The organism is Streptomyces sp. NPDC093094 (genome assembly GCF_044754345.1).
GTDB lineage: Bacteria > Actinomycetota > Actinomycetes > Streptomycetales > Streptomycetaceae > Streptomyces.
Window position 1 is genome coordinate 1 of sequence record NZ_JBIVOX010000028.1, and the last position, 23,259, is coordinate 23,259.

Consider the following 23,259-nt stretch of genomic DNA (forward strand, 5'->3'; position numbering starts at 1 on the left):
GCCCGCATCGCCAACACCAGCGCCCCCACCCCCGCCCGCCCCCCGGGACTGGCGGCACGGGGGGGAGGCCGGCCCGTGACGTGTGGTTACGCGCGGGGGGGGCGCCCCCCCCCCCGGGGGGGGCGCCCGCCGCCGTGTCCGCGCGCGGACGGCCGGATGCGCATGTTCGTCGGACCGGTGGACGGTGATCGACGAGAATCCCTGGACATGGGAAAAACTTACGAACGCATAGACGGACGGCTCCGTGCCTTCATCGAGGCGCAGCCGCTCTTCTTCACCGCGACCGCGCCGCTCGCCGGCGACGGCACGATCAACCTGTCCCCCAAGGGCCTCAGGGGCTCCTTCGTGGTGCTCGACGAACTCACCGTGGCCTACCTGGACTTCGCGGGGTCCACCGCGGAGACCGTCGCGCATCTGCGGGAGAACGGCAGGATCACGCTGATGTGGTGCGCTTTCCAGGGACCGCCGAACATCGTGCGTGTCCACGGCCGCGGGGAGCCGGTGTTCCGTGACGACCCGCGCTTCTTGGACCTGCTCGCCCGTTTCCCGGACATCGACCCGTCCCTGCACGGCCTGCGCGCGATCGTCGTCGTCTCCGCCGAACTCGTCCGCGACAGCTGCGGATACGCCGTGCCCTTCATGACGTACGACGAGGACCGCGATCTGCACGGCAAGCGGTTCGCACGCGAGGACGACGCCTCGCTCAGCGCCTACTTCGAGAAGAAGGACCACATCGCGACGAGCCTCGACGGGCTGGCGGGACTGCCGCTCCCGCTGCCGCCTCTCGCCCAGGAGCCTCCCGCGCCCCGGTAGCTGAACGCTCGGCCGCCGCCGCACGTACCTCTGGGCCAAGGACAGACACCACCTCCCCCGTCCCCCGGAGGAATCGTGACCACCACGCTCGCAGGCGGCCGGGCCGCCCGGCGGCAGACCATGCGCCGGATCCGGCCCCGCCGCTCGCCCGCCGTGCCGTTGCTAGTCGCCCTGTGGGCGGGAGCGGCAGGAGTGCTGTGGCTGTGGTGGGACAACACACCCGCCGTCGGCGACCGGGCCGCCCAGATCCTGAACGCCGGGCGGATCACAGGGCTGCTGGCCGGCTATCTGATGCCGCTGGTGGTGCTCCAGATGGCCCGGGTGCCCGCGCTGGAGCGACGGGTGGGCTCGGACCGGACCGCCCGCTGGCACGCGATGAGCGGGCGCTACACCCTCTCCCTGGTGCTGGCCCATGTCTTCCTGACGATGTGGGGGTACGCCCTCCAGGCCGGGCAGGGGCTCGGCGACATCGTGCAGACGACGGTCGACTCGGTCACCGGCCTGCCGGACATGGGCAAGGCCGCGATCGGCACCGGCCTGCTGGTGCTCATCGGGCTGATCTCCGTCGGCGGGGTGCGGCGCAGGCTGCCGTACGACCTCTGGTACCACGTGCATCTGCTGACCTACGCGGCGGTGTTCCTGACGTTCTGGCACCAGATCACCACCGGCAACGACTTCGCCGTGCAGCCCGTCGCGAAGACCGCCTGGATCGGGCTGTACGCCGGCGTCACCGCGCTGATGCTCTGGTACCGGGTGCTGACCCCCCTCCGGCTCAACCTGAAGCACCGCATGCGCGTCGAGGCGGTGATCGAGGAGACGCCGGGCATCGTGTCGGTGCTGATCAGCGGGCGCAAGCTGCACCGGATGGGCGCGGAGGCCGGGCAGTTCTTCCGCTGGCGGTTCCTCGCCCCGGGCATGCGGTTCAGCTCGCATCCCTACTCGCTGTCGGCGGCGCCCCGGCCCGGCATGCTGCGCATCACCGTCAAGGCGATCGGCGACCACAGCTCCCGGCTGCGCGACCTGGAGCCCGGCACCCGGGTGTGGGCCGAGGGCCCGTACGGGGCGCTGACCGCGCAACGGCGCAGCCGCGGCAAGGTGCTGCTGGTCGCGGGCGGTGTGGGGATCACGCCGATGCGGGCGCTGTTCGAGACGCTGCCGGGGGCGGCCGGTGACATCACCCTGCTCTACCGCGCCAACAGCACCCAGGACCTGGCCCTGTGGGACGAGTTGTCCTCCATCGCCGACGAGCGGGGCGCCCGCCTGATGTACGCGGTCAACAGCCCCGGCGGCGAACGGCCGGACATCTCCGCGGAGTCGTTGCAGCGCAAGATCCCGGAGATCGAACGCCACGACGTGTTCCTGTGCGGCCCGCCCGGTTTCGCGCAGTCGGTGTACGAGGCGCTGCGCGGCGCGGGTGTCCCGGCCCGCCGCATCCACCACGAGTCCTTCGAGATGTGAGCCCGCCCAGGGCGACCCAGGAGTTGCGGAACCGATGAAGAAGAGTCATCCCCTGCGGCGTGCCGTGCTCGCCACCGCCGCCACCGTGTCCGGCATCGTGCTGCTGCTGTCGCTGAAGCCGGGTGCGGACCCGGCCAGTGCCGCGGCGGGCGCCGCCCCGGCCGCGCCCCCGGCCGCCTCGGCCCAGGGCGGGGCGCAGGCCGCCGGCGCCGCCACGCTCACGGGCTCGGTCGTGAAGACCGAGTACGGGCCCGTCCAGGTCCGCCTCACCGTCGCCGGCGGGAAGATCACCCAGGCCGAGGCCGTCCAGGCACCCAGCGGCGGCCGCTCCACCCAGATCAGCGACAACGCCGTACCCCGCCTCAACCAGGCCGCCGTCACCGCACAGAGCGCCCGGATCGACACCGTCTCCGGCGCGACCTACACCAGCGAGGGCTACCGCAAGTCGCTCCAGTCGGCCCTGGACCAGGCCGGGGCCGCGAACCAGGGCGGAGGCGCGAACCAGGGCGGAGGCGAGGCCGCGGACCAGGGCGGAGGCGGGACCGGGGCCGGGGCCGGGGGCGGTGCGCAGGCTCCGGCCGCCACCACGGTCACCGGCTCGGTCGTGAAGACCGAGTACGGGCCCGTCCAGGTCCGCCTCACCGTCGCCGGCGGGAAGATCACCCAGGCCGAGGCCGTCCAGGCACCCAGCGGCGGCCGCTCCACCCAGATCAGCGACAACGCCGTACCCCGCCTCAACCAGGCCGCCGTCACCGCACAGAGCGCCCAGATCGACACCGTCTCCGGCGCGACCTACACCAGCGAGGGCTACCGCAAGTCGCTCCAGTCGGCCCTGGACCAGGCCGGTGTCTGACCGGCCGGCACAGACTCCCGCCGCGGTGCGTCGGACGGAGGAAGTCATGGGGACTGTCTTCTCCTTCGACGTCCGCGGCGGGGAACCCGAAGCGGTCCGGTCGGCGCTCGCCGACGCGGTGGCCTCGCTGCACCGGGCCGACGAGGTGTTCAGCACCTACCGCGAGGACAGCCAGATCTCCCGCCTCGCGCGCGGTGAACTGGCCCTCGCCGACTGCGCCCCCGAGGTCGCGGAGGTGCTCGCCCTCGGCACGGAGGCGGAGCGGCTCAGCGACGGCTGGTTCAGCACGTCGTACGCCGGGCGGCCGGACCCGACCGGCATCGTCAAGGGCTGGGCCACCGAACGCGCGGCTCGCCGCCTCAGGAAGGCCGGTGCGACCGGCGTCAGCCTCAACGGCGGCGGGGACGTGCAGCTGCTGGGGGTCCCGGAGCTTCACCGGTCGTGGCGCGTGGGCGTCGCGGACCCGCTGCGCCCGGGCGGTCTGGCGGCGGTCGTCTCGTCCACGGGGGCCGCCGAACTGGCCGTCGCCACCTCCGGCACCGCCGAACGCGGTGCGCACATCACCGACCCGCGCACCGGCAGGCCGGCCGTCACGGACCTGGTCGCGGTCACGGTCGTGGCCCCGTCCCTGACCTGGGCCGACTGCTGGGCCACGGCGGCCTTCGCCATGGGCTCCCGGCAGGCCCTCGCCTGGCTGGAGTCCCTGCCGGAGGTGGAGGCCCTGCTGATCACGGCGGGCGACGAGGTCAGGTGCACGGAGGGCCTCGCCTCCTGGCTGGGCTGAGAGCACGCCCCCGGCCGCACGGGAGGACCACAGCCGGCTCCCGCGCCCGGTGGACGGGCGCGGGAGCCGGACTCAGTGCCCGTTCTGGGCCAGCCGCAGCAGGTGGTCGGCCAGCGCCTGTCCCCCGCTCGGCTCCCGGCTGATCAGCAGCAGCGTGTCGTCGCCCGCGATCGTCCCGAGGATGTCGTGCAGTTCGGCCTGGTCGATGGCCGAGGCGAGGAACTGCGCGGCGCCGGGAGGCGTGCGCAGGACCACGAGGTTCGCGGACGCCTCCGCGGAGATCAGCAGCTCCTGCGAGAGCCGCCGCATCCGCTCCTCCTTCGCCGACCCTCCCAGCGGAGCGCGCGGCGTTCGGAAACCGCCCTCGCTGGGCACGGCGTAGATCAGCTCGCCGTCGGTGTTGCGGATCTTCACCGCGTTCAGCTCGTCGAGATCCCGGGACAGAGTCGCCTGCGTGACGGTCAGCCCGTCGTCGGCCAGCAGCTTCGCCAGCTGGCTCTGCGAGCGCACCGGCTGCCGGTTGAGGATGTCCACGATCCGGCGGTGGCGTGCGGTGCGGGTCTGCGGCACGGCCGGCCCGGAGGTCTGCTCGTGGTCCTGCGCCTGGCTCATCGTCGTCTCATTCTCCGGCTCGTGCGTCCCCGTGGGCTGCGTCAAGGATGCCGGGCAGAGCCCGAAGAAGCGCTTCCACTTCGCCGTCGGCGATGTTGAGCGGCGGCATGAGCCGTACGACATCGGGGGCGGGCGCGTTCACCAGGAAACCGGCGTCCTGAGCCGCCTGCTGCACCTTCGGCGACAGCGGCTCGGTGAGCACGATACCCAGCAGCAGGCCGGCGCCCCGGACGTGGGACACCAGCGGGTGGCCCAGCGACTCGATTCCCTCGCGCAGGGCCTCGCTCTGCCGCTTGACGTTCTCCAGCAGTCCCTCGTGCGCGATGGTGTCCAGCACGGCGAGACCGGCGGCGCAGGCGACCGGGTTACCGCCGAAGGTCGTGCCGTGGTGGCCGGGCCGGAGCAGCTCGGCGGCCCGCCCGAAGGCGACGGTCGCGCCGAGCGGCAGTCCGCCGCCGAGCTGCTTGGCGAGGGTGACGACGTCGGGCAGGACGCCCTCGTGGGCCTGGTACTCGAACCAGTGGCCGGTGCGGCCGATGCCGGTCTGCACCTCGTCGAGGACGAGGAGCGCGCCGGTGGCGGCGGTGATGGCGCGGGCGGCCTTGAGGTAGCCGGGCGGCGGCACGACGACGCCGTTCTCGCCCTGGACCGGCTCGATGATCACCATGGCGGTGTCCTCGGTGACCGAGGCGGCCAGGGCCTGCGCGTCGCCGTAGGGGACATGGGTCACGTCGCCGGGCAGCGGCAGGAACGGGTCCCGCTTCGCGGGCTGGCCGGTGAGCGCGAGGGCTCCCATGGTGCGGCCGTGGAAGCCGCCCTGGGCGGCGACCACGTGGGTGCGCCCGGTGAGCCGGCCGATCTTGAAGGCGGCCTCGTTGGCCTCGGCGCCGGAGTTGCAGAAGAAGACCTTGCCGTCCCGGCCGAAGTGGGTCAGGAGCCGCTCGGCGAGGGCGACGGTCGGCTCGGCCATGAAGAAGTTGGAGATGTGGCCGAGGGAGGCGATCTGCCGGCTCACGGCCTCCACGACCGCCGGGTGGGCGTGGCCGAGCGCGTTGGTGGCGATGCCGCCGACGTAGTCGAGGTACTCCCGGCCGTCGGCGTCCCACAGCCGGGTGCCCTCGCCGCGGACCAGGGGCAGCCGCGGGGTGCCGTAGTTGTCCATGAGCGCGCTCTGCCACCGCGCGGTCATCTCCTGGTTGCTCATGACTCCCCCTCGGTGTCCTGGTCGGGCACGACCATCGTGCCGATGCCCTCGTCGGTGAAGATCTCCAGCAGGATCGAGTGCTGGACCCGGCCGTCGATGACGCGGGCGGTGGTGACGCCGTTGCGGACGGCGTGCAGGCAGCCCTCCATCTTCGGGACCATGCCGGAGGACAGCTCCGGCAGCAGCTTCTCCAGCTGGGAGGCGGTCAGCCGGCTGATCACCTCGTCGCTGTTCGGCCAGTCCTCGTAGAGGCCCTCGACGTCGGTGAGGACCATGAGGGTCTCGGCGCCCAGCGCCGCGGCGAGGGCCGCGGCCGCGGTGTCGGCGTTGACGTTGTAGACGTGTCCGTCGTCCTCGCTCCGCGCGATCGACGAGACGACCGGGATCCGGCCGTCCGCCAGCAGCGCCTGGATGGCTCCGGTGTCGATGGCGGTGATCTCGCCGACCCGGCCGATGTCGACGGGCTCGCCGTCGATCTCGGGCTGGTGCTTGACCGCGGTGATGGTGTGCGCGTCCTCGCCGGTCAGGCCGACGGCCAGCGGGCCGTGCTGGTTGAGCAGCCCGACCAGTTCGCGCTGGACCTGTCCGGCGAGCACCATGCGAACGACGTCCATGGCGTCCTCGGTGGTGACGCGCAGGCCGGCCTTGAACTCGCTGACGATGCCGTGCCGGTCGAGGGCGGCACTGATCTGGGGGCCGCCGCCGTGCACGACGACCGGCTTGAGGCCGGCGTGCCGCAGGAAGACGACGTCCTGGGCGAAGGCGGCCTTGAGCTCCTCGTTCACCATGGCGTTGCCGCCGAACTTGATGACGACGGTCCGGCCGTGGTGACGGGTCAGCCAGGGCAGCGCCTCGATGAGGATCTGCGCCTTCGGCAGTGCGGTGTGCTTACGGGTGCTCATGACGAGTAGGCGCTGTTCTCGTGGACGTACTCGGCGGTCAGGTCGTTGGTCCAGATCGTGGCGGTCTCGGAGCCCGCGGCGAGGTCGGCGACGATGTGCACCTCGCGGTAGCGCATGTCGACCTTGTCGCGGTCCTCGCCGACGCCGCCGTTCTTGCAGACCCAGACGCCGTTGATGGCGACGTTGAGCTGATCCGGTTCGAAGGCGGCTCCCGTGGTGCCGATCGCGGAGAGCACCCGGCCCCAGTTGGGGTCCTCGCCGTGGACGGCGCACTTGAGGAGGTTGTTGCGGGCGATGGAGCGGCCCACCTCCACGGCGTCGTCCTCGGTCGCGGCGTTGATCACCTCGACCTTGATGTCCTTGCCGGCGCCCTCGGCGTCCCGGATCAGCTGCCGGCCCAGGTCGTCGCAGACCTGGCGGACGGCCGCGGCGAACTCGTCCTCGGCCGGGGTGACGCCCGCGGCGCCGGAGGCGAGCAGCAGCACGGTGTCGTTGGTGGACATGCAGCCGTCGGAGTCGACGCGGTCGAAGGTGACCTTGGTGGCGCCGCGCAGGACCCGGTCCAGGACCGCGCTGTCGAGGTCGGCGTCGGTGGTGAGGACGACCAGCATGGTGGCGAGGCCGGGGGCGAGCATGCCGGCGCCCTTGGCCATGCCGCCCACGGTCCAGCCGTCCTTGGTGACGACGGACGTCTTGTGGACGGTGTCGGTGGTCTTGATGGCGATGGCGGCCTTCTCGCCGCCGTGCTCGGAGAGCTGGGCGGCGGCGGTCCCGATGCCGGGCAGCAGCTTGTCCATCGGGAGCAGCACACCGATCAGGCCGGTCGAGCAGACGGCGACCTCGCCGGCGCCGACACCGAGGACGTCGGCCACCTTCTCGGCGGTGGCGTGGGTGTCCTGGAAGCCCTTGGGACCGGTGCAGGCGTTGGCGCCGCCGGAGTTGAGGACGACCGCGGCCAGCTCGCCGCCCTTGAGGACCTGCTCGGACCACAGGACGGGAGCGGCCTTGACGCGGTTGGAGGTGAAGACGCCCGCGGCGGCGCGGCGCGGACCGGTGTTGACCACGAGGGCCAGGTCCGGGTTGCCGTTCTCCTTGATCCCGGCGGCGATGCCCGCCGCTGTGAATCCCTTGGCTGCCGTGACGCTCACGGTGCGACTCCGATCGTGGAAAGACCGAGCTCCTCGGGAAGCCCGAGGGCGATGTTCATGCTCTGGACGGCACCGCCGGCGGTGCCCTTCGTCAGGTTGTCGATGGCGCTGATCGCGATGATGCGGTGCACGGCGGCGTCGTACGCGACCTGGATCTGAACGGCGTTGGAACCCTGGACGGACGCGGTGGCCGGCCACTGGCCCTCGGGGAGCAGATGGACGAAGGGCTCGTCGGCGAGGGCCTTGTCGTAGGCGGCGCGGACGGCGTCCGGCCCCACGCCGGGCTTCGCCTTCACGCTGCACGTGGCGAGGATGCCGCGGGGCATCGGCGCGAGGGTGGGCGTGAAGGAGACGGAGATCCGCTCGCCGGCCGCCCCGCTGAGGTTCTGGATCATCTCGGGGGTGTGGCGGTGGCCGCCGCCGACGCCGTACGGGGTCATGGAGCCCATGACCTCGCTGCCCAGGAGGTGCGGCTTGGGGGCCTTGCCCGCGCCGGAGGTGCCGGACGCGGCGACGACCACGGCCTCGTTCTCGGCGAGGCCGGCGGCGTAGGCCGGGAACAGGGCGAGCGAGACCGCGGTGGGGTAGCAGCCGGGCACCGCGATGCGCTTGGACCCCTCCAGCGCGGCGCGGGCGCCCGGCAGTTCGGGAAGGCCGTAGGGCCAGGTGCCGGCGTGCGGGGAGCCGTAGAACGTCTCCCAGTCGGCGGCGTCGCGCAGCCGGAAGTCGGCGCCCATGTCGACGACGAGCACGTCGGGGCCGAGCTGCTCGGCGACGGCGGCGGACTGTCCGTGCGGCAGGGCCAGGAAGACGATGTCGTGTCCGGCGAGCACCTCGGGGGTGGTCTCCTCCAGCACCCGGCCGGCCAGCGGCAGCAGGTGCGGCTGGAGCGCTCCGAGGCGCTGGCCCGCGTTGGAGCCCGCGGTCAGCGCGCCGATCTCCACCTCGGGGTGTCCCAGAAGCAGGCGCAGCACCTCGCCGCCCGCGTACCCGCTCGCTCCGGCCACTGCCGCTCGTACCGTCATGGATCCTCCTCCTGGATGGCATGACTATACGTTTCGCTGCACGTTTATGCAATCAAGGTCTTGCGGATGTCCCTCCGGAACAGGTGCATAGGATCACCGGCATGGCACTGCGACCCGTTCATGTGAACATCAAAGCCCGTGACCACTCGGCGGTCGGTCGGTTCTGGGCGGAGGCGCTCGGCTGGAGTGCCTACAGTGCCGGCCCGACCACCTACGTGGGGCCCGCCGGCGGGCCGGTCCGGCCGGACCCGGTCTTCCTCGGCCTCGACGTCGTCCCCGTCCCGGAGCCGAGGACGGCGGCGAAGAACCGTGTGCACCTCGATCTCGCGACCGCCTCCGCGGCTCATCAGGCGGAGCTGGTCGCGCGTCTGGAGGCCCTCGGCGCGAAGCGTGTCCAGGTGGGCCAGGGAGAGGTGCCGTGGACGGTCCTCGCCGACCCGGAGGGCAACGAGTTCTGTGTGCTGGAGCCCCGGGAGATCCACCGGGACACCGGGCCGGTCGCCGTGGTGCTGGTCGACTGCGCGGATCCGCGGGCCATGGCCCGGTTCTGGGACGAGGCACTGGACTGGACCCTGCACGAGGTGACCGACGATCACGCGGTGCTGCGCTCCGCCGGGGGCACCGGCCCGTATCTGGAGTTCCTCCGCACGCCCGGGGCGAAGACCGCGCCGGACCGCGTCCGTCTCGATCTGCTGCCGTACCCCGGCGACGACAGGGAGGCGGAGGTGGCCCGGCTGCGGGACCTCGGCGCCGGCGTCCTCGGCATCGGCCGGGGCGACGCCCCCTGGACCTGCATGACCGACCCGGAGGGACACGAGTTCCGCGTCCTCGCCCCGGCCTGACACGGAGCCCCGGCCTGGCACGGAGCCCGGCCCGACACGGAGCCCGGCAGGTGCACGGAGCCCGGCCGGTCCGGGCGGCGGGAGCCCGCGTCATGGGCGCGGGGACCGGCCGAGTGCCGCACCGTGCAGTTCGGCGATCGAGGCGCCGATCGCGTCGGCGAACCGGCCCGTTCCCGGCAGCGCCTCGGGATCGGTGCAGACGCCGACGCCGACCGTGCCCGCGTAGGAGATCGCCGAGACCCTCAGAGCATGGTGCTGCGCCGGTTCGGCGGCCGAGTACAACCCCTGGACCGGACGGCCGGTGACCGTGAGCGCGGCGCGCGGGCCGGGCACGTCGGAGATCGCGAGGCTGAACCGGTGCGGGCCGGCGACGAGGTGCTCGACGGCCCGTCCGAGCGGCGGGCAGCAGGCGAGCGCGTGGAAGAGGTCGTAGAGCTCCTCGGCGTCGCCCGCGGCCTTGCGGGCGGAGGTCTCGCGGCTGATGAGGTCGAGCCGGGCCAGCGGGTCGGGTTCGGCGAGCGGCAGGTCGACGTTGAGGAACGAGTCACGGTTGGCGGACCCGGCGGCGTCCTGGTCGCGGTGGTGGAGGCTGACCGGCACCTGCGCCCGCAGCCTCCCGGCGGGCCCGCCGCTGCCGCCCGGCCAGACGCGCAGGGCCCCGCACACGGCGGCGAGCAGCACGTCGTTGACCGTCGCCCGGCGGGGCCGTGCGGCACCGATCGCCTTCAGCTCGTCGAGCGGGGCGGTGACGAAGGCGAGTTCGCGCCCGGCCCCGATCCTGCGGTCGAGCGGGGAGCCCCGGGCGCGGTGCCCCAGCTCGCGCAGGAGCGCCGCCGGGAGCCGGCGCAGTTCGTGCGCCGGTCCGCCCGCCGCCGGGGGCGCCGTGGTGCGGCGCGGCGGGGCGGGCACCGGGTCCGCCGGGTCCCACAGGACCTCGTCGAGGAAGCGCAGACAGCTGATCCCGTCGGCCATGGCGTGGTGGACACGGGCGACGATCGCCTCACGGCCGTCGGACAGCGGGCCCACGAGGTCGAACGCCCACAGCGGGCGGCCGTGGTCGAGACGCTCCGACATCAGCTCGCCCGCCACCGTCCAGACGCCCCGCTCGCCGATCCCGGCGGTGCCCTCGCGGCGGCGGACGTGCGCGCCGACGTCGAAGCCGTCGTCGGGCACCCAGCGGGGGTCGGGCAGCGCCAGACGGGCGCGGCCGGGAGACCCGGTGCCGAGCCGGGCGTCGACGCTCTCCCGCAGCCGGTCGATGTCGAGCGGGGCCCCGCCGGGCCCGAGCACGACCATCTTCAGCGTGTGACCGGCGACCGCGGCGGACTCCAGCTTCAGGATCCGGGCGTCGTCGGCGTCGAGAGGGTGCGATGCCTCCACACACCGACCGTATGCCCGGGGCGGTGCCCGGGCTATTCGTGGCGTCGCCCGGCGGTCATGATGACCGCCATGACTCCGATCACCTCCCTGGACCTGACCGGCTTCACCGAACGCGAGCCGGGGGTGTGGAGCGACGCACGGAACCTGGTGCTGTCGGTCCACTTCTTCCCGCTCGTCCCGGATCTGCCCGCGCGGCTCGAGGAGGGCGAGCGGCTGCGGTCCGCTCTCGCGCACTCGGTGGCCGGAGCGGGCGGCGGGCTGATCGAGACCGTGACGGGCGAGGTGGACGGGGTCCCGGCGCTGCGGCAGCTGGTGAAGGTGCCGCTGCCGGGCAGGCGCGGCCAGGCGTTCCTCGGCTCCTGGACGGTTCCGCGGGCGGGGTGCAGCACCGTGGTGAAGGTGCAGGCCGCCGAGGGGGCCACGACCGGGATGCGCGAGGCGACGGTGATGGCCCGGGTGGGTCCGGCCGACTACTTCCGGCCGCACCCGTACGCCCCCGGCCTGGAGGGCGGGCTGCCGTACCACGTCGCGGACCACGAGGAGTGGGACGCACAGTTCCCGGACCATCCGCTCACCCGGGTGCGCGCGGCGCTGGACCGGATCACGCCGACGGTCGCGCTCGACGAGCGGTTCAGGGCGCTGCCGGCGTTCGCCGGTCCGGCGTGACCGCGCGGCCCCGGTCTCCACGGGGCCGCGCGGACGGAGGGTGCCGATGCCGCCCGATCCGCGGGAACGTCACGGAGCCGGCCGGGAAGGTGCAGGTGAACGTGTCGGCCACGCCCGTGAAGGTGGAGGTCGCCGGGGTGACGGGGGTGTCCTACTCGGTGGTGACGTCGTCGGGCGCGGCGGTCGGCGTGGTCACCCTGGCCCGCGGTGAGACGTCCGCGCACCTCGGCCTCGATGCCGTGGGCGCGGCCGGTCTCGATCGACCCGGTCTCGGAGGGCAGCGTGGACTTGCCGCCGTCCACGGCCTGTTCGGCGGCGGACCGGGTCTCGTTCCAGCCGCCGAGGTTCCATCAGTGGCAGGTGCCGGTGTCCTTGACGCCGAAGGCGACCAGGAAGCCCTCCTTGCCGGACCTCTTGGTGGCCCGCACCTTCAGGTCGCGGTCCCGCCAGGCGGGGTCCCTGGCGGTGACCGGACTGTGCGGAATATCGGACAATGATCAGCACTTCGAACGGCAAGATAGGGAGGGGGCGTCGAGGCGTCAACGGGTCGCGCGGCGGCCGACGGGACGGGAGCGGTACGGCATGGGCGAGTTCTGGCCGGTGCGCGATGTGCTCGCCTATCTGGCGGGGAACTGGCGGGTGGAGCGGTCGGTGCGCGACCTCGGTGACGGCGCGACGGGCACCTTCAGCGGCGGCACCCTTTTCTCGCCGCTTCCGGAAGGCGGGCTGCTGCACCGGGAGACGGGTGTGTTCACCTGGCACGGCGTCGCACGGCCCGCCGAGCGGACCCTGCGCTTCCTGCCGGGACCGGAGCCCGGGACGGCGGACGTGCGGTTCGCCGACGGACGGCCCTTCCACGGCCTCGACCTGACGAGCGGACGGCACGTGGCCGACCATCCCTGCGTGGCGGACCTCTACCGCGGGGAGTTCACCGTCGGCGGCGCCGGCCGCTGGCGGACGGTGTGGCGGGTGGGCGGCCCGGCCAAGGACCTGCTGCTGGTCACGGAGTACACCCGCGAGAGCCGGGGCCCTGCTGATGGATCTCCGCGGGAGTAGGAGCGGCGTGCGATCGGCCTGCGGCACGGCGGGTCGTGCGGCGGGGTCACCCGGCCCTTCGCGCCGTGCGGCCGGGGGTACCTCCCACGCCCTTGAGGCAGTGGGGAATGCGTGCCGGGCGCCGCGACGCCGCGGAGATCCGCCAGAAGGGCCCTGGGGGCTGCCGTTCGGACCGCGCGGGCCCTCAGGGGACCGTCCCTTCACGGCCGGCCCGATCCGGACGGCGGCCCTTGGCGGCCCGCTACGCCGCGTGGGCCGCGCCCCCGTCGAAGCGGAGGTTCCAGCGGCCCTGGTGCCCGGCGAGCGTGGTCGTGGACAGCGGACGGACGTCGAGGTTCCAGTAGGTCGCGGGCGGCGCCTTCAGGGCGTACACCAGCGCGGCCCGGATCACCGACGGCTCGGCCACCGCGACGACCCGGCAGCCGTCGTCGACCGGCCGGGTGTCCAGCCAGCCGCCGACCCGGGAGATGAACGCCAGCAGCGACTCCCCGCCGTGCGGTGTGCAGCGCGCGTCGCCGAGCCAGGCGTCCACCGCGCCCGGCTCGCGCGCCATCGCCTCGCCCAGGGTCAGCCCCCGCCAGCGGCCCATGTCGCAGTCGCGCAGGGCGAGCTGGACCAGGGGCGCGTAACCGAGGGCGTCGCCGGTCGCACGGCTGCGCTGGGTGGGCGAGCAGTAGCGCAGGTCGGCGGCCGCGAGCGGCAGCAGACCGCCGGCCATGTACTGGACCTCGTCCCAGCCCGCCTGGTCCAGCGGCCGGTCGTCCTGGAAGCGCTCCGCGAGCAGCGGGGAGCTGCGCGCGGCCGCGACGAACGTGACCCTAAACACCATGCGGGGATGGTGAGCCCGAGGAGTGCGCAGGTCAAGAGGTGTTACCGCGAGGTCACCCAGCGTGCACCCCAGCTCACTGGCCGAAAACGTGCGCCATCCACCGGTCCGGCCGTTCCAGTCCTGTGAACCCGGCCTTCGCGTACACCCCGTGCGCGTCGTGCGTGGCCAGCAGGATCCGCCGCAGACCGAGGGGCCTCAGGTGCTCGCGCACCGCGGTCGCCAGCGCGGTCCCGAGGCCCTTGCCCCGCGCCGAGGGGTCCACGTACACATCGCAGAGCCAGGCGAAGGTGACGCCGTCGGTCACCACCCGCGCGTACGCCGTCTGCTCCCCCGACGCCGTGTCGTACACACCGAAGTTGAGCGACGCCGCGATCGCCCGGTCCTGCTTCTCGCGCGGCCGCCCGATGGCCCAGTAGGCGTCCGTGGACAGCCAGCGGTGGACCCGCTCGGCGTCGACGCGGCCGGGGTCGGTGGAGATCTCGTAGCCGTCGGGAAGGCCGGTGATGTCTGTCATGGGGGGAGAGTTCCAGGCAGACCGGGGTGCGGTCGAAAGGTTTTCCGCGCGGCCGAGGCAGCCACGGCCCGGGCGGTCGCAGCCCGGGCGGTCGCAGCCCGGGCGGTCGCAGCCCGGGCGGTCGCAGCCCGGGCGGTCGCAGCCCGGGCGGTCGCAGCCCGGACAGCCGTGGCCCGGACAGCCGTGGCCCGGACAGCCGTGGCCCGGACAGCCGCGCCCGGGCCGGCGCGTGCGGGCCGGCGCGTGCGGGCCGGCGCGTGCGGGCCGGCGCGTGCGGTCAGGGGCCGAGCAGTTCGTCGCAGGCCGTGCGCAGACGGCGTACGCCCTCCGCGATCTCACCGGTGCCGGCGACCGCGGCGAAGCTGAGGCGGAGATGGCCGGCCGGGGGTTCGGCGCAGAAGTAGGGGCGGCCGGGGGTGAGGGCGACGCCGGCGCGGGCACCGGCCGCCGGGAGGGCGGCCTCGTCGAGGCCGTCGGGAAGCCGGACCCAGAGCTGGTAGCCGCCGGACGGGACGTGCGGGAGGTCCAGCTCGGGAAGGTGCAGCCGCACGGCGGCGGCCATCGCCTCGCGGCGGGCGCGCAGCTGTCCGCCGAGCGCCCGCAGATGACGCTGCCAGGCCGGGGAGCCGACCAGTTCCAGGGCCGCTTCCTGGAGCGGCCGGGACACGAAGAAGGTGTCCACCACCTGGATCGCCCGCAGCCGCTCCAGCACAGGCCCGCGGGCGACGAGCGCGCCGACCCGGAAGCTCGGCGAGGTCGCCTTGGTCAGCGAACCGACGTGGACGACCACGCCGTCGGGATCGTCGGCGACCAGCGGGCGCGGCAGCTCACCGGCGTCCTCGTGCGCGAGGCGCCGTACGAAGTCGTCCTCGACGACGAACGCCCCGGCGGCGCGCGCGATGCGCAGCACCTCGCCCCGCCGCCCGGGGGCGAGCACCGCGCCGGTCGGGTTCTGGAACAGCGGCTGGCAGACGAACACCCGGGCGCCGGTCGCCCTGAAGGCGTCGGCCAGCAGGTCCGGGCGGACCCCGTCGGCGTCCACCGGGACCGGCACCGGACGCAGCCCGGCTGCGCGCGCGATGGCCAGCATCCCCGGATAGGTGGGCGACTCGACGAGGACGGGGGCGCCGGGCGGGGCCAGCGCCCGCAGGGCGGTGGTGAGCGCCGACTGGCCGCCCGCGGTGACGAGGACCTCGGCGGGGCCGACGGTGTCGCCGATGCCTCGGGCGAACCACTCGCGCAGTTCCGGCAGCCCCTCCAGCGGCGGGCGCCCCCACGCGCCCGGGCGGCGGCCGGCCCGGGACAGCGCCGCGGCCATGGCCTTCTCCGGCTGGAGGGAGGGGTGCAGATAGCCGCCGTTGAACTCGATCACACCGGGCGGCGGCGCGGCCAGCGAGACGGTCACCCCGGAGGCGTCGACCGTGCGCGGCACGAGGTCGGCGGCGCCGTCGGCGCTGAGGGCGATCTCCTGCCAGGAGGTGTCACCGGCCGCGGCGGGCGTCTCCCGCGGCCGTGCCCGGAAGGCCCCGGCGCCCGGCCGGGTCGTCACGAGCCCTTCGGCGGCGAGCTGGGCGATCGCCCGCGACACGGTCACCGGGCTGACCCGGAACCGCTCGACCAGGGCACGGCTCGACGGCAGCTTCTCACCTGGAGAGTAGCGGTTGAGCTCGCTCCTCAGGAGGTTCGCCAGTTCACCGACACTGCTACGCTCATGCATGAGAGTACAGAGTAGCGCTATCGCTCCGAGCCGGATAGCAGTCGACGCCCCGGAGCGGCCGGCCTCCTTCGGCGTCGTCCAGGCCGCCCTCGGTGTCACCGCCTTCTCGCTGACCTTCCCCGCGACCGCGTGGGGCCTGGAGGGGTTCGGTCCCTGGTCGCTGGTGGCGGTGCGCAGCGTGCTGGCCGCGCTGATCGCCGGCGGCTGTCTGCTCGCCCTGAGGGTGCCGCTGCCCGCGCGGGCGCACTGGCCGGGGCTCGCCGTCGTCGGCGCCGGGGTCGTCGTCGGCTTCCCGATGCTGACCACGCTCGCGCTCCGGACCTCCACCACCGCGCACGCGGCCGTCGTGGTCGGACTGCTGCCGCTGACGACCGCCCTCTTCTCCGCGCTGCGCACGGGCAGCCGCCCCTCGCGCACCTTCTGGACGGCGGCCCTGGCCGGCGCGGCCGTGGTCGCGGCGTTCACCGTGCAGCAGAGCGGTGGTGCCCTCGGCGGTGCCGACCTCTGTCTCTTCGCCGCGCTGCTGGTGTGCGCGGCCGGGTACACCGAGGGCGGCCGGCTGGCCCGGGTGATGCCCGGCTGGCAGGTCATCGGCTGGGCGCTGGTGCTGTGCCTGCCGCTCGGCGCGGCCGGGGCGGCGGTGGCGCTGTCGTACGAGCCGGTCGAGCTCACCGCGCACAGTGTCGGCGGGCTGCTGTGGGTGGCGGCGGGCTCGCAGTTCCTCGGTCTGGTCGTCTGGTACCGCGGCATGGCGGTCATCGGGATTCCCAAGGCCAGCCAGTTGCAGTTGGCCCAGCCGCTGCTCACACTGGTGTGGTCGGTGCTGCTGCTGGGCGAGCACCTGACAGTGGCCGCCCCGCTGACGGCCGCGGCGGTGCTGGTGTGCATCGCCGTCACCCAACGAGCGCGCGGCTGAGCGGGCCTCACAGACCGCCTTTCCCCGCGCTCCGGGCGGGCGCCGTGGGCTCCAGGCCACGGACCGCTGCTCCCGCAGACCGTGAGGAGGCCCAGATGCGTGCAACCGAGGGCGACCAGCTTGTCCAGCACGGCAGGGTGGTCGGACAGCACGACAAGGTCGGCGAGATCGTCGAGGTCATGGGCAGGCAGGGCAACCCGCCGTACCGCGTCCGCTTCGCGGACGGGCACGAGGGCATCTGCTCCCCGGGCCCGGACACCGAGATCCGCCACAGGAGCCCGATGACCGGGCAGTGAGCCGCTCCCGGCGCCGGAGCGCGGTTCAGCGTGGGGCCACCGCCGGGCCGGTGTAGTGGTCGGCCACGACGCGGGCCAGCGCCCCGGCGGGGTCCGTGCCCGCCTCCGTCGCCGAGAAGAAGACGTGCCCGCGCACCTCGGCGTGGCTCTTGGCCAGGGTGAGGTGCCGGGACAGCTCGGCCGGGTCGCGCCAGGCCGCGGGCTGCGCCGGGTCGCCCGCCTTGTACAGCGCCTCGCCCACGTAGAGGAGGGTTTTGGTGCCCCGCGCCACCGAGGCCCACCAGGAGACGAGCTCGGCGTAGTCGGCGGAGGCGTGCCCGATGTGCCAGTACAGCTGCGGGACGACGTAGTCGATCCAGTTGTTGCGCACCCATGTGCGCGTGTCCGCGTACAGGTCGTCGTACGCCTGGAGTGCGCGGGTGTCCGAGCCGCGCGCGTCGGTGCCCGCGTTGCGCCACACCCCGAACGGGCTGATGCCGAAGCGGGTGCCGGGCCGGACCTGCCCGATCCGTGCCGCGGTGTCGCGCACCAGGCGGTCGATGTTGTCGCGCCGCCAGTCCGCGCGGTGGGCGAAGGCGCCGCCGTGGGCGTCGTAGGCGCGGTCGTCGTCGAAGATCTGGCCCGGGACGGGATAGGGGTAGAAGTAGTCGTCGAAATGGACCGCGTCGACCGGGTACCGGCGGACCGCGTCGAGCATCGCGTCCTGCACGAAGGCCCGGACCTCGGGCAGGCCCGGGTCGTAGTAGAGCCTGCCACCGTAGGGCACCACCCAGCCGGGATTGCGGCGGGCCGGATGGTTCGCTGCGAGCCTCGTGACGTCGCCGTGGTTCGCGATCCGCAGCGGGTTGAACCAGGCGTGCAGCTGGAGGCCGCGCGCATGCGCCTCCTCCACGGCCGTGCCCAGCGGGTCCCAGCCGGGGTCGCGGCCCTGCACCCCGGTCAGGCACTCCGCCCAGGGCTCGTACGCCGAGGGCCACAGCGCGTCGGCCGAGGGCCGTACCTGGAGGACCACCGTGTTCAGCCGCCGCTCCACCGCCCGGTCGAGGTGGGCGATCAGTTCGGCGCGCTGACGGGCCGCGGACAGACCGCTGCGCGAGGGCCAGTCCCGGTTCTGGATGGTCGCCAGCCACATGCCGCGCATCTCCACGGCCGCCCGGGGCCGCCGCGCCCCGCCCGGCCCGGCGCCCGGCGGCGCGGGCACCCCGCCCGCCTCGGCGAAGCCCGTCGTCCCTGCGGCCCCGGCCGCCCCGGTCCACACCGCCGCCTCGGCCTCGCCCGGACCCAGCAGACCCGCCAGCGCGGCTCCGGCGAACGCACGCCGTGACATCCGTCCCACGCACACACCCCACATACGCCACGGATCCGCACGGTCACGGACCGTCTCCGCGGCCAGGATGCCCGACCCCGCCGATCGATCATCGATACTTCGGGGTAACGTGCCACGAACGGAGCAGGGACGGAACACCGTCGGCCTGCCACAGCCACAAGCAGCGAAAGGGACGATGTGACAGACATCGAGCGCGTCGGAGTGGTGGGCTGCGGTCAGATGGGCGCGGGCATCGCCGAGGTGTGCGCCCGTTCCGGACTGGACGTCAAGGTCGCCGAGACCACCGGCGAGGCCCTGGAGATCGGCCGTACCCGGCTGTTCAACTCCCTGGCGAAGGCGGCCGAGCGGGGCAAGATCAGCGAGGAGGAGCGGGACGCGACCCTGGCGCGCCTGAGCTTCACCACCGACCTGGGCGAGTTCGCCGACCGCGATCTGGTGATCGAGGCCGTCGTGGAGAACGAGCAGGTCAAGACCGAGATCTTCCAGGTCCTCGACCAGGTCATGACCCGCCCGGACGCGATCCTGGCCTCCAACACCTCCTCCATCCCGCTGGTGAAGCTGGCCGTGGCGACCTCCCGCCCCGACCATGTGATCGGCATCCACTTCTTCAACCCGGCCCCGGTGCAGAAGCTGGTCGAGCTGATCCCGGCGCTCACCACCTCCGAGGGCACCATCAGCCGCGCCCAGGTCTTCGCCGAGAAGGCCCTCGGCAAGCACGCGATCCGCGCGCAGGACCGCTCCGGCTTCGTGGTCAACGCGCTGCTGGTGCCCTATCTGCTGTCGGCGATCCGGATGTTCGAGTCGGGCATCGCCAGCCGTGAGGACATCGACAACGGCATGGAGTTCGGCTGCGCCCACCCGATGGGCCCGCTGAAGCTCTCCGACCTCATCGGCCTGGACACGATCGCCTCGATCGCGGACTCGATGTACGCCGAGTACAAGGAGCCGCTGTACGCCGCTCCCCCGCTGCTCCAGCGCATGGTGGACGCGGGCCGGCTGGGCCGCAAGAGCGGCTCGGGCTTCTACACGTACCCCTGAGCACGCACCGTCACGGGAACGGGCCCGGCACTCTTCGGAGCGCCGGGCCCGCGGCATTCGCACACCGTGTGCGCGGCGGGCACGCATATGCCCTTCGCACACTCTCCCCACGCGCCCACCAGGCGAGTTGACTCTTATGCGCATGCAAGGGATGTGAATCGACTACGGAAAGGAGCGGACACGTGACCGCCGATCCCGAGCATCCCGTGGTCCATGGAGAACTCGCAGAGTTACGACGCCGACTGGATGTGGCCTACGCCCGGGTGGAGGGCGGGCTGACACTGCTCACCCATCGCACCGAGGAGACCGCCAAGGAGGTCGACGAGCTGCACACGCGGCTCGCCGCACTGGAGCACGCCCGCTGGCCGCTGCCCTCGATCGCGGCCGCCACGGCCGTGGGCGCGCTCGTCGTGACGATCTGGCAGGCGCTCGGACGTTAGTCCGTCACACCTCGGGGACCGGCGTCCTGGCCGAGCCTGAGGTGATGCAGTAACAGCAGTGCGGCCGCCATGTTGGCGGCCGGGACCTCGCCGCGGGCGACCATGTCGGGGACGAGCTTGAGGGGGACCCATTCCCTGCGGTCCGACTCGAAGTCGTCCACGGGGTGACCGACGTACTCGCCCTCGTCGGACCAGTAGATGTGGTGCCGGGCGTCGGTGAGCCCGTTGGACGGCTCCACGCTCATCAGGTGGCGCAGAGGTCCCGGCCGCCAGCCGGTCTCCTCCTCCATCTCCCGGGCGGCCGCCCGGGCTATGTCCTCGCCGTCCTCGACGACGCCCGCCGCGAGCTCCCACCCCCAGCTGTCGGTGATGAAACGGTGGCGCCACAGAAGGAGGACCTCATTGGCCTCGTTCACCACCGTGGCCACGGCGACGGGCCGCAGCCGGATCAGGAAATGGTCGAGATGCCGTCCGTCCGGCAGTTCCACATCTGCCAGATTGACGCTGAACCAGCGGTTTGAGTACACAGTTTGTTCGTTCTGTTTCGTCCACTGCATGGTTCTGCCACCTTCCGCCGAGTAAGTGGCAATATCGCAGCAGGAACGGCCCGACAGCAGGGACAGGGACAGCCGTTCGCAGCGCGACGGGCGCACCGGGTCGCGGTGGAGCAGAGAGCCTCAGGGGGTCACAGCGGTACGCGCAGCGCCCCGTCGATGAGTTCGGCGGCCTCGGCGGTGCCCGAACACCCGCTGTTCACCAGGTGCTCGCGCACCGCCCGGAGTCTGTCGCGCAGGCGCTGGGACTCCATTCCCCTGGCCTGCTCCGCCATCTGCACCGCGGTGGCCACCGCCTTGTCGGCGTTGCCCTGACGCAGCTCGATCGTGCTGAGCATGGCCAGCCGGTGCACCCGGCCGCGGTCGTGCGCGGGGGTGTCCACCGCGGCGGCGGCGTGCTCGGCGGCCGCCCGGAGCTCGCCGAGGCTGAGCAGCGCCTCCGCCACCTGGACGTTGACCAGGCCCGGCTGGACATAGCCGGTCTCGTCGGGCTCGTGACCGCGCCGGATGCGTCCGGCGGCCGTCTCGGCACGCCGTATGCAGGACAGCGCGCTCGTGCCGTCACCGAGGTGCGCGTACGCCTTCGCCTGCATCGCATAGAGGTCGGAGGCGAGGGCGGGGGTGATGTGCCGGCCGGCGGTGCGCAGCGCGGCCTCGGCGAAGGCGACGGCCTGCCGGTGCTCGCACATGAACAGCGACTGGTTGACCAGCAGCGCGATCACATAGGCGCCCAGACCCCGGTCCCCGCTGGCCTTCGCGAGCCGCAGTGCCTGGTGGAAGTAGCGCTGGGCGAGGCCGTGCGCGTCGGAGTCGTACGCGCAGATGCCCGCGACGGCCACCAGTCCCCCGGTGGCCCGGTGCAGCTGACGGCCCGTCGCGTCGGTGTAGCCGCCGCGCAGCAGCGGAGCGGCCTCGGCGTTGAGGAAGCCGACGATCCGGCTGCGGGTGGCCACTCCGCCGGCCTTGCGGTACATCTGCTCGTAGTGCGTCCGGGCGGCCCGCAGCATCTCCAGGTCGGCCGGGGTGACGCGGTGCCGGCCGCCGCGCGAGACGTCCACGTCCTCGGGCGGGTTCTCCCACTCCCACACCGGCATCACGGCCGGTGTGCCGGTGACCGCGGGGGCGCCGAGGATGTGCGGGCGCTGCTGCTCGTCGGAACGCCACAGGGCGGTGGCCCGCTCCACGAACCCGGACAGCGAGCCGGAGTGCGTGACCGCGGGTTCGCCGGGGACGCCCAGGCCGATGTCGTCGAGGGTGACGGGCCGGTGCAGCCGGGCCGCGAGCACCTCGCAGATCAGGTCCGGCACCTGTCCGCGCGGCCGCTGGCCCTTCAGCCAGCGGGCCACGGCCGTGTGTTCGTACCGCAGCGCCAGACCGCGGCCCCGCCCGGTCTGGTTGACGTGTGCGGCCAGCCCGGCGTGCGAGATCCCGGCTTCGTCCAGGATCGCGTCGAGCAGTGTGTTGGGCTGCATGGGTGCCCCCCGAAGGCTCGGTGCCGACAGCGTAGTGGGTGGGATTCCTCTGTGTGCCCGTCTTCACACGGGGTGTGAACGGAGTGCGCGAATCCGCGCTGTGTGCGCGCTGTTGCGGAGAGTTTCCGGCCGGTTGACTTGGGTGCCTCGCAAGAGGCCGGCCGGGCCGTCGGCTCCCCCTCGTACAGATCGGCGGCCCGCTTCCCGCCGTCCGCCCAGCTGCCTGCCCGACACTCCGTGGCGGGGCGGACGGCCTGCCGGCCCCTGCGGAGCGGCACCGCCCGGGCCGGCTAGGTGTGAGGCGTCGGCTGCGGGTGCGTGGCCGCTTCTCGCGCCCGCGCTGCGGAGTCCCCGACGTCGGCGTCCCGCGCCCCCGAGGGGGTGCACGGGGGCTCCGGTCGGTCGTTCTGCAGGATCAGCAGAGCGACGTCGTCCGTCGGACGGCCGCCCGTGTGCCTCTTCAGGGCCTTCAGGACCGTGTGCAGCATCACCCGCGGGCGGTCCCCGGCCGTCCGGCCCAGTGCCTGGCGCAGGTCGAAGAAGCGGCCCCGGCCGTCACGGGCGTCCTCCGCCCCGTCCGTGTAGAGGACCAGGGACTGGCCCGGCAGGAGGGGGCCGCAGGACAGGGCGGGGAGGTCGGCCGGCAGGGGGAACGGGCCCAGCGGAGGCAGCGGGTCGGCCCTGGTCAGGGACTCCACCGTGGCAGCCGTCCGGTACGGCCAGGGGTGGCCGCAGTTGAGGGCGAAAATCCCGCCGTCGGGGCGGATCTCCAGCAGCAGGACGGTGACGAACTCCTCGGTCACCGGGTCGGAGGGCGCCGCGCCGCAGGGATGCTCCCCGTCGGCCCGCTCACGCAGATGGCGGGCGAACGCACGGTCCATGCGGCGCAGCACACGGCCGAGGTCGGGCTCGTCGTGGACGGCCTCGCGGAAACTGCCGAGGAGCGCGGCGACCGCCCCCAGCGCGCCGAGACCGTGTCCGCGTACGTCGCCCATGACGGCTCGTACGCCGTGCTCGGTGGCGACGACGTCGTACAGGTCTCCCCCGACGCACGCACCGCGGTCGGCGGAGAGCTGGACGGCGGCGGTGCTCAGTCCGTCGACACGCGGGGGCGGTGGCCGCAGCAGCACGCTCTGCGCGGCGCGGGCGACCCGGCGTGCCTGCCGCAGCTCCCGCAGCAGGACCCACCGCACATGCAGTATCAGCCCGGTGCCGACGGCGAAGAACAGGGCGCTGGTGCCGATCCGCACACCGAGCCCGGCCTGCTGCTCCGTCGGCCAGGCCAGCTTGTACGTGACGGCCATGGCGCCCCACGCCGTGGACGGCCCCAGCACGAGGGCCCTGCGCGAGGTCCGCCTGATGCGGATCATGTCGTTGGCCCCCCGTCCAGGCCCTGACAGCACAGACCAGGCC

At 73.4% G+C, this 23,259-nt stretch carries 24 protein-coding genes and 1 pseudogene; 11 read left to right on the forward strand and 14 right to left on the reverse strand.

Features of this window, described 5'->3' with window-relative positions; all coding sequences use genetic code 11:
• Positions 1–207: 207 nt before the first annotated feature.
• The 4 genes from ACIQGV_RS36340 (at position 208) to ACIQGV_RS36355 (ending at position 3,908) form a co-directional block, all read left to right on the forward strand.
• Complete coding sequence (locus tag ACIQGV_RS36340) at positions 208–813, forward strand: pyridoxamine 5'-phosphate oxidase family protein (RefSeq protein WP_402502915.1); 606 nt, start codon at positions 208–210, stop codon at positions 811–813.
• A 75-nt stretch (positions 814–888) separates the two neighbouring features.
• Positions 889–2,271 carry a ferric reductase-like transmembrane domain-containing protein gene (locus ACIQGV_RS36345; protein ID WP_402502918.1) on the forward strand — a complete coding sequence of 461 codons (1,383 nt, stop codon included), beginning with the start codon at positions 889–891 and terminating at the stop codon, positions 2,269–2,271.
• Positions 2,272–2,305: 34 nt separating this feature from the next.
• Positions 2,306–3,124, forward strand: coding sequence for an FMN-binding protein (locus tag ACIQGV_RS36350; protein WP_402502920.1), 819 nt, complete (start codon positions 2,306–2,308; stop codon positions 3,122–3,124).
• Between the two features lie 46 nt (positions 3,125–3,170).
• Positions 3,171–3,908, forward strand: coding sequence for an FAD:protein FMN transferase (locus ACIQGV_RS36355; RefSeq protein WP_402502923.1), 738 nt, complete (start codon positions 3,171–3,173; stop codon positions 3,906–3,908).
• Positions 3,909–3,980: 72 nt separating this feature from the next.
• Here the strand turns inward: ACIQGV_RS36355 and ACIQGV_RS36360 are convergent, their stop codons facing one another.
• The 5 genes from ACIQGV_RS36360 to argC are packed head-to-tail and all read right to left on the reverse strand — an operon-like array spanning position 3,981 to position 8,799.
• Positions 3,981–4,520, reverse strand: a complete 540-nt coding sequence (locus ACIQGV_RS36360) for an arginine repressor (protein ID WP_402502925.1) — start codon at positions 4,518–4,520, stop codon at positions 3,981–3,983.
• A gap of 7 nt (positions 4,521–4,527) precedes the next feature.
• Entirely contained in the window at positions 4,528–5,724 is a 1,197-nt protein-coding gene (locus ACIQGV_RS36365; RefSeq protein WP_402502927.1) for an acetylornithine transaminase, read from the reverse strand.
• The gene (gene argB, locus ACIQGV_RS36370) at positions 5,721–6,626 is read right to left on the reverse strand and encodes an acetylglutamate kinase (RefSeq protein WP_402502928.1); all 906 of its coding nucleotides are present in this window, start codon (positions 6,624–6,626) and stop codon (positions 5,721–5,723) included. Before argB ends, ACIQGV_RS36365 begins: the two co-directional genes overlap by 4 nt.
• Complete coding sequence (gene argJ, locus ACIQGV_RS36375) at positions 6,623–7,774, reverse strand: bifunctional glutamate N-acetyltransferase/amino-acid acetyltransferase ArgJ (protein ID WP_402502931.1); 1,152 nt, start codon at positions 7,772–7,774, stop codon at positions 6,623–6,625. The genes argB and argJ overlap by 4 nt, the downstream gene beginning before the upstream one ends.
• Positions 7,771–8,799 carry an N-acetyl-gamma-glutamyl-phosphate reductase gene (argC, locus tag ACIQGV_RS36380; RefSeq protein WP_402502933.1) on the reverse strand — a complete coding sequence of 343 codons (1,029 nt, stop codon included), beginning with the start codon at positions 8,797–8,799 and terminating at the stop codon, positions 7,771–7,773. Before argC ends, argJ begins: the two co-directional genes overlap by 4 nt.
• Before the next feature lie 101 nt (positions 8,800–8,900).
• Between argC and ACIQGV_RS36385 the strand changes: the two genes are divergently transcribed.
• Positions 8,901–9,641, forward strand: a complete 741-nt coding sequence (locus tag ACIQGV_RS36385; protein WP_402502935.1) for a VOC family protein — start codon at positions 8,901–8,903, stop codon at positions 9,639–9,641.
• A 90-nt stretch (positions 9,642–9,731) separates the two neighbouring features.
• On the opposite strand, the gene ACIQGV_RS36390 is transcribed toward ACIQGV_RS36385, so the two are convergent.
• On the reverse strand, positions 9,732–11,021 hold the full coding sequence (locus ACIQGV_RS36390; protein ID WP_402502937.1) for a wax ester/triacylglycerol synthase domain-containing protein: 1,290 nt from the start codon (positions 11,019–11,021) through the stop codon (positions 9,732–9,734).
• A gap of 69 nt (positions 11,022–11,090) precedes the next feature.
• Here ACIQGV_RS36390 and ACIQGV_RS36395 point away from each other — a divergent pair, with 69 nt between their 5' ends.
• Positions 11,091–11,687 (forward strand): hypothetical protein, encoded by a 597-nt coding sequence (locus tag ACIQGV_RS36395; RefSeq protein WP_402502938.1) that lies wholly within the window; start codon positions 11,091–11,093, stop codon positions 11,685–11,687.
• 55 nt (positions 11,688–11,742) lie between these two features.
• On the opposite strand, the pseudogene ACIQGV_RS36400 reads toward ACIQGV_RS36395, so the two are convergent.
• Positions 11,743–12,157 (reverse strand): annotated as a pseudogene (locus ACIQGV_RS36400) (alpha-N-arabinofuranosidase); the annotation flags it as partial.
• Between the two features lie 112 nt (positions 12,158–12,269).
• Between ACIQGV_RS36400 and ACIQGV_RS36405 the strand changes: the two are divergent.
• Positions 12,270–12,743 (forward strand): DUF6314 family protein, encoded by a 474-nt coding sequence (locus tag ACIQGV_RS36405; protein ID WP_402502941.1) that lies wholly within the window; start codon positions 12,270–12,272, stop codon positions 12,741–12,743.
• Between the two features lie 241 nt (positions 12,744–12,984).
• Here ACIQGV_RS36405 and ACIQGV_RS36410 read toward each other — a convergent pair whose 3' ends face one another.
• The 3 genes from ACIQGV_RS36410 to ACIQGV_RS36420 all read right to left on the reverse strand — a co-directional run bounded on the left by ACIQGV_RS36410 (position 12,985) and on the right by ACIQGV_RS36420 (position 15,803).
• A complete protein-coding gene (locus ACIQGV_RS36410) occupies positions 12,985–13,572 on the reverse strand; it encodes a histidine phosphatase family protein (RefSeq protein WP_402502943.1) in 588 nt (195 codons plus the stop codon).
• Positions 13,573–13,645: 73 nt separating this feature from the next.
• Positions 13,646–14,086 carry a GNAT family N-acetyltransferase gene (locus ACIQGV_RS36415; RefSeq protein WP_402502946.1) on the reverse strand — a complete coding sequence of 147 codons (441 nt, stop codon included), beginning with the start codon at positions 14,084–14,086 and terminating at the stop codon, positions 13,646–13,648.
• 277 nt (positions 14,087–14,363) lie between these two features.
• Positions 14,364–15,803, reverse strand: coding sequence for a PLP-dependent aminotransferase family protein (locus ACIQGV_RS36420; protein ID WP_402502948.1), 1,440 nt, complete (start codon positions 15,801–15,803; stop codon positions 14,364–14,366).
• Here ACIQGV_RS36420 and ACIQGV_RS36425 point away from each other — a divergent pair.
• On the forward strand, positions 15,802–16,719 hold the full coding sequence (locus ACIQGV_RS36425) for a DMT family transporter (protein WP_402502949.1): 918 nt from the start codon (positions 15,802–15,804) through the stop codon (positions 16,717–16,719). The genes ACIQGV_RS36420 and ACIQGV_RS36425 overlap by 2 nt on opposite strands.
• 95 nt (positions 16,720–16,814) lie before the next feature.
• A complete protein-coding gene (locus ACIQGV_RS36430; RefSeq protein WP_402502951.1) occupies positions 16,815–17,015 on the forward strand; it encodes a DUF1918 domain-containing protein in 201 nt (66 codons plus the stop codon).
• Between the two features lie 25 nt (positions 17,016–17,040).
• Here the strand turns inward: ACIQGV_RS36430 and ACIQGV_RS36435 are convergent, their stop codons facing one another.
• Positions 17,041–18,342: a glycoside hydrolase family 10 protein gene (locus ACIQGV_RS36435; RefSeq protein ID WP_402502953.1), complete on the reverse strand. Its 1,302-nt coding sequence runs from the start codon at positions 18,340–18,342 to the stop codon at positions 17,041–17,043.
• A 177-nt stretch (positions 18,343–18,519) separates the two neighbouring features.
• Between ACIQGV_RS36435 and ACIQGV_RS36440 the strand changes: the two genes are divergently transcribed.
• Together ACIQGV_RS36440 and ACIQGV_RS36445 are read left to right on the forward strand one after the other, a co-directional pair.
• Entirely contained in the window at positions 18,520–19,380 is an 861-nt protein-coding gene (locus tag ACIQGV_RS36440) for a 3-hydroxybutyryl-CoA dehydrogenase (protein WP_402502955.1), read from the forward strand.
• Between the two features lie 182 nt (positions 19,381–19,562).
• Entirely contained in the window at positions 19,563–19,820 is a 258-nt protein-coding gene (locus ACIQGV_RS36445) for a hypothetical protein (RefSeq protein WP_402502958.1), read from the forward strand.
• Here ACIQGV_RS36445 and ACIQGV_RS36450 read toward each other — a convergent pair.
• The 3 genes from ACIQGV_RS36450 to ACIQGV_RS36460 all read right to left on the reverse strand — a co-directional run bounded on the left by ACIQGV_RS36450 (position 19,817) and on the right by ACIQGV_RS36460 (position 23,216).
• Positions 19,817–20,377 (reverse strand): NUDIX hydrolase, encoded by a 561-nt coding sequence (locus ACIQGV_RS36450; RefSeq protein ID WP_402502961.1) that lies wholly within the window; start codon positions 20,375–20,377, stop codon positions 19,817–19,819. The genes ACIQGV_RS36445 and ACIQGV_RS36450 overlap by 4 nt on opposite strands.
• Before the next feature lie 128 nt (positions 20,378–20,505).
• A complete protein-coding gene (locus ACIQGV_RS36455; RefSeq protein WP_402502963.1) occupies positions 20,506–21,846 on the reverse strand; it encodes a transcriptional regulator in 1,341 nt (446 codons plus the stop codon).
• 290 nt (positions 21,847–22,136) lie between these two features.
• The gene (locus ACIQGV_RS36460; RefSeq protein WP_402502966.1) at positions 22,137–23,216 is read right to left on the reverse strand and encodes a PP2C family protein-serine/threonine phosphatase; all 1,080 of its coding nucleotides are present in this window, start codon (positions 23,214–23,216) and stop codon (positions 22,137–22,139) included.
• Between the last annotated feature and the right edge of the window lie 43 nt (positions 23,217–23,259).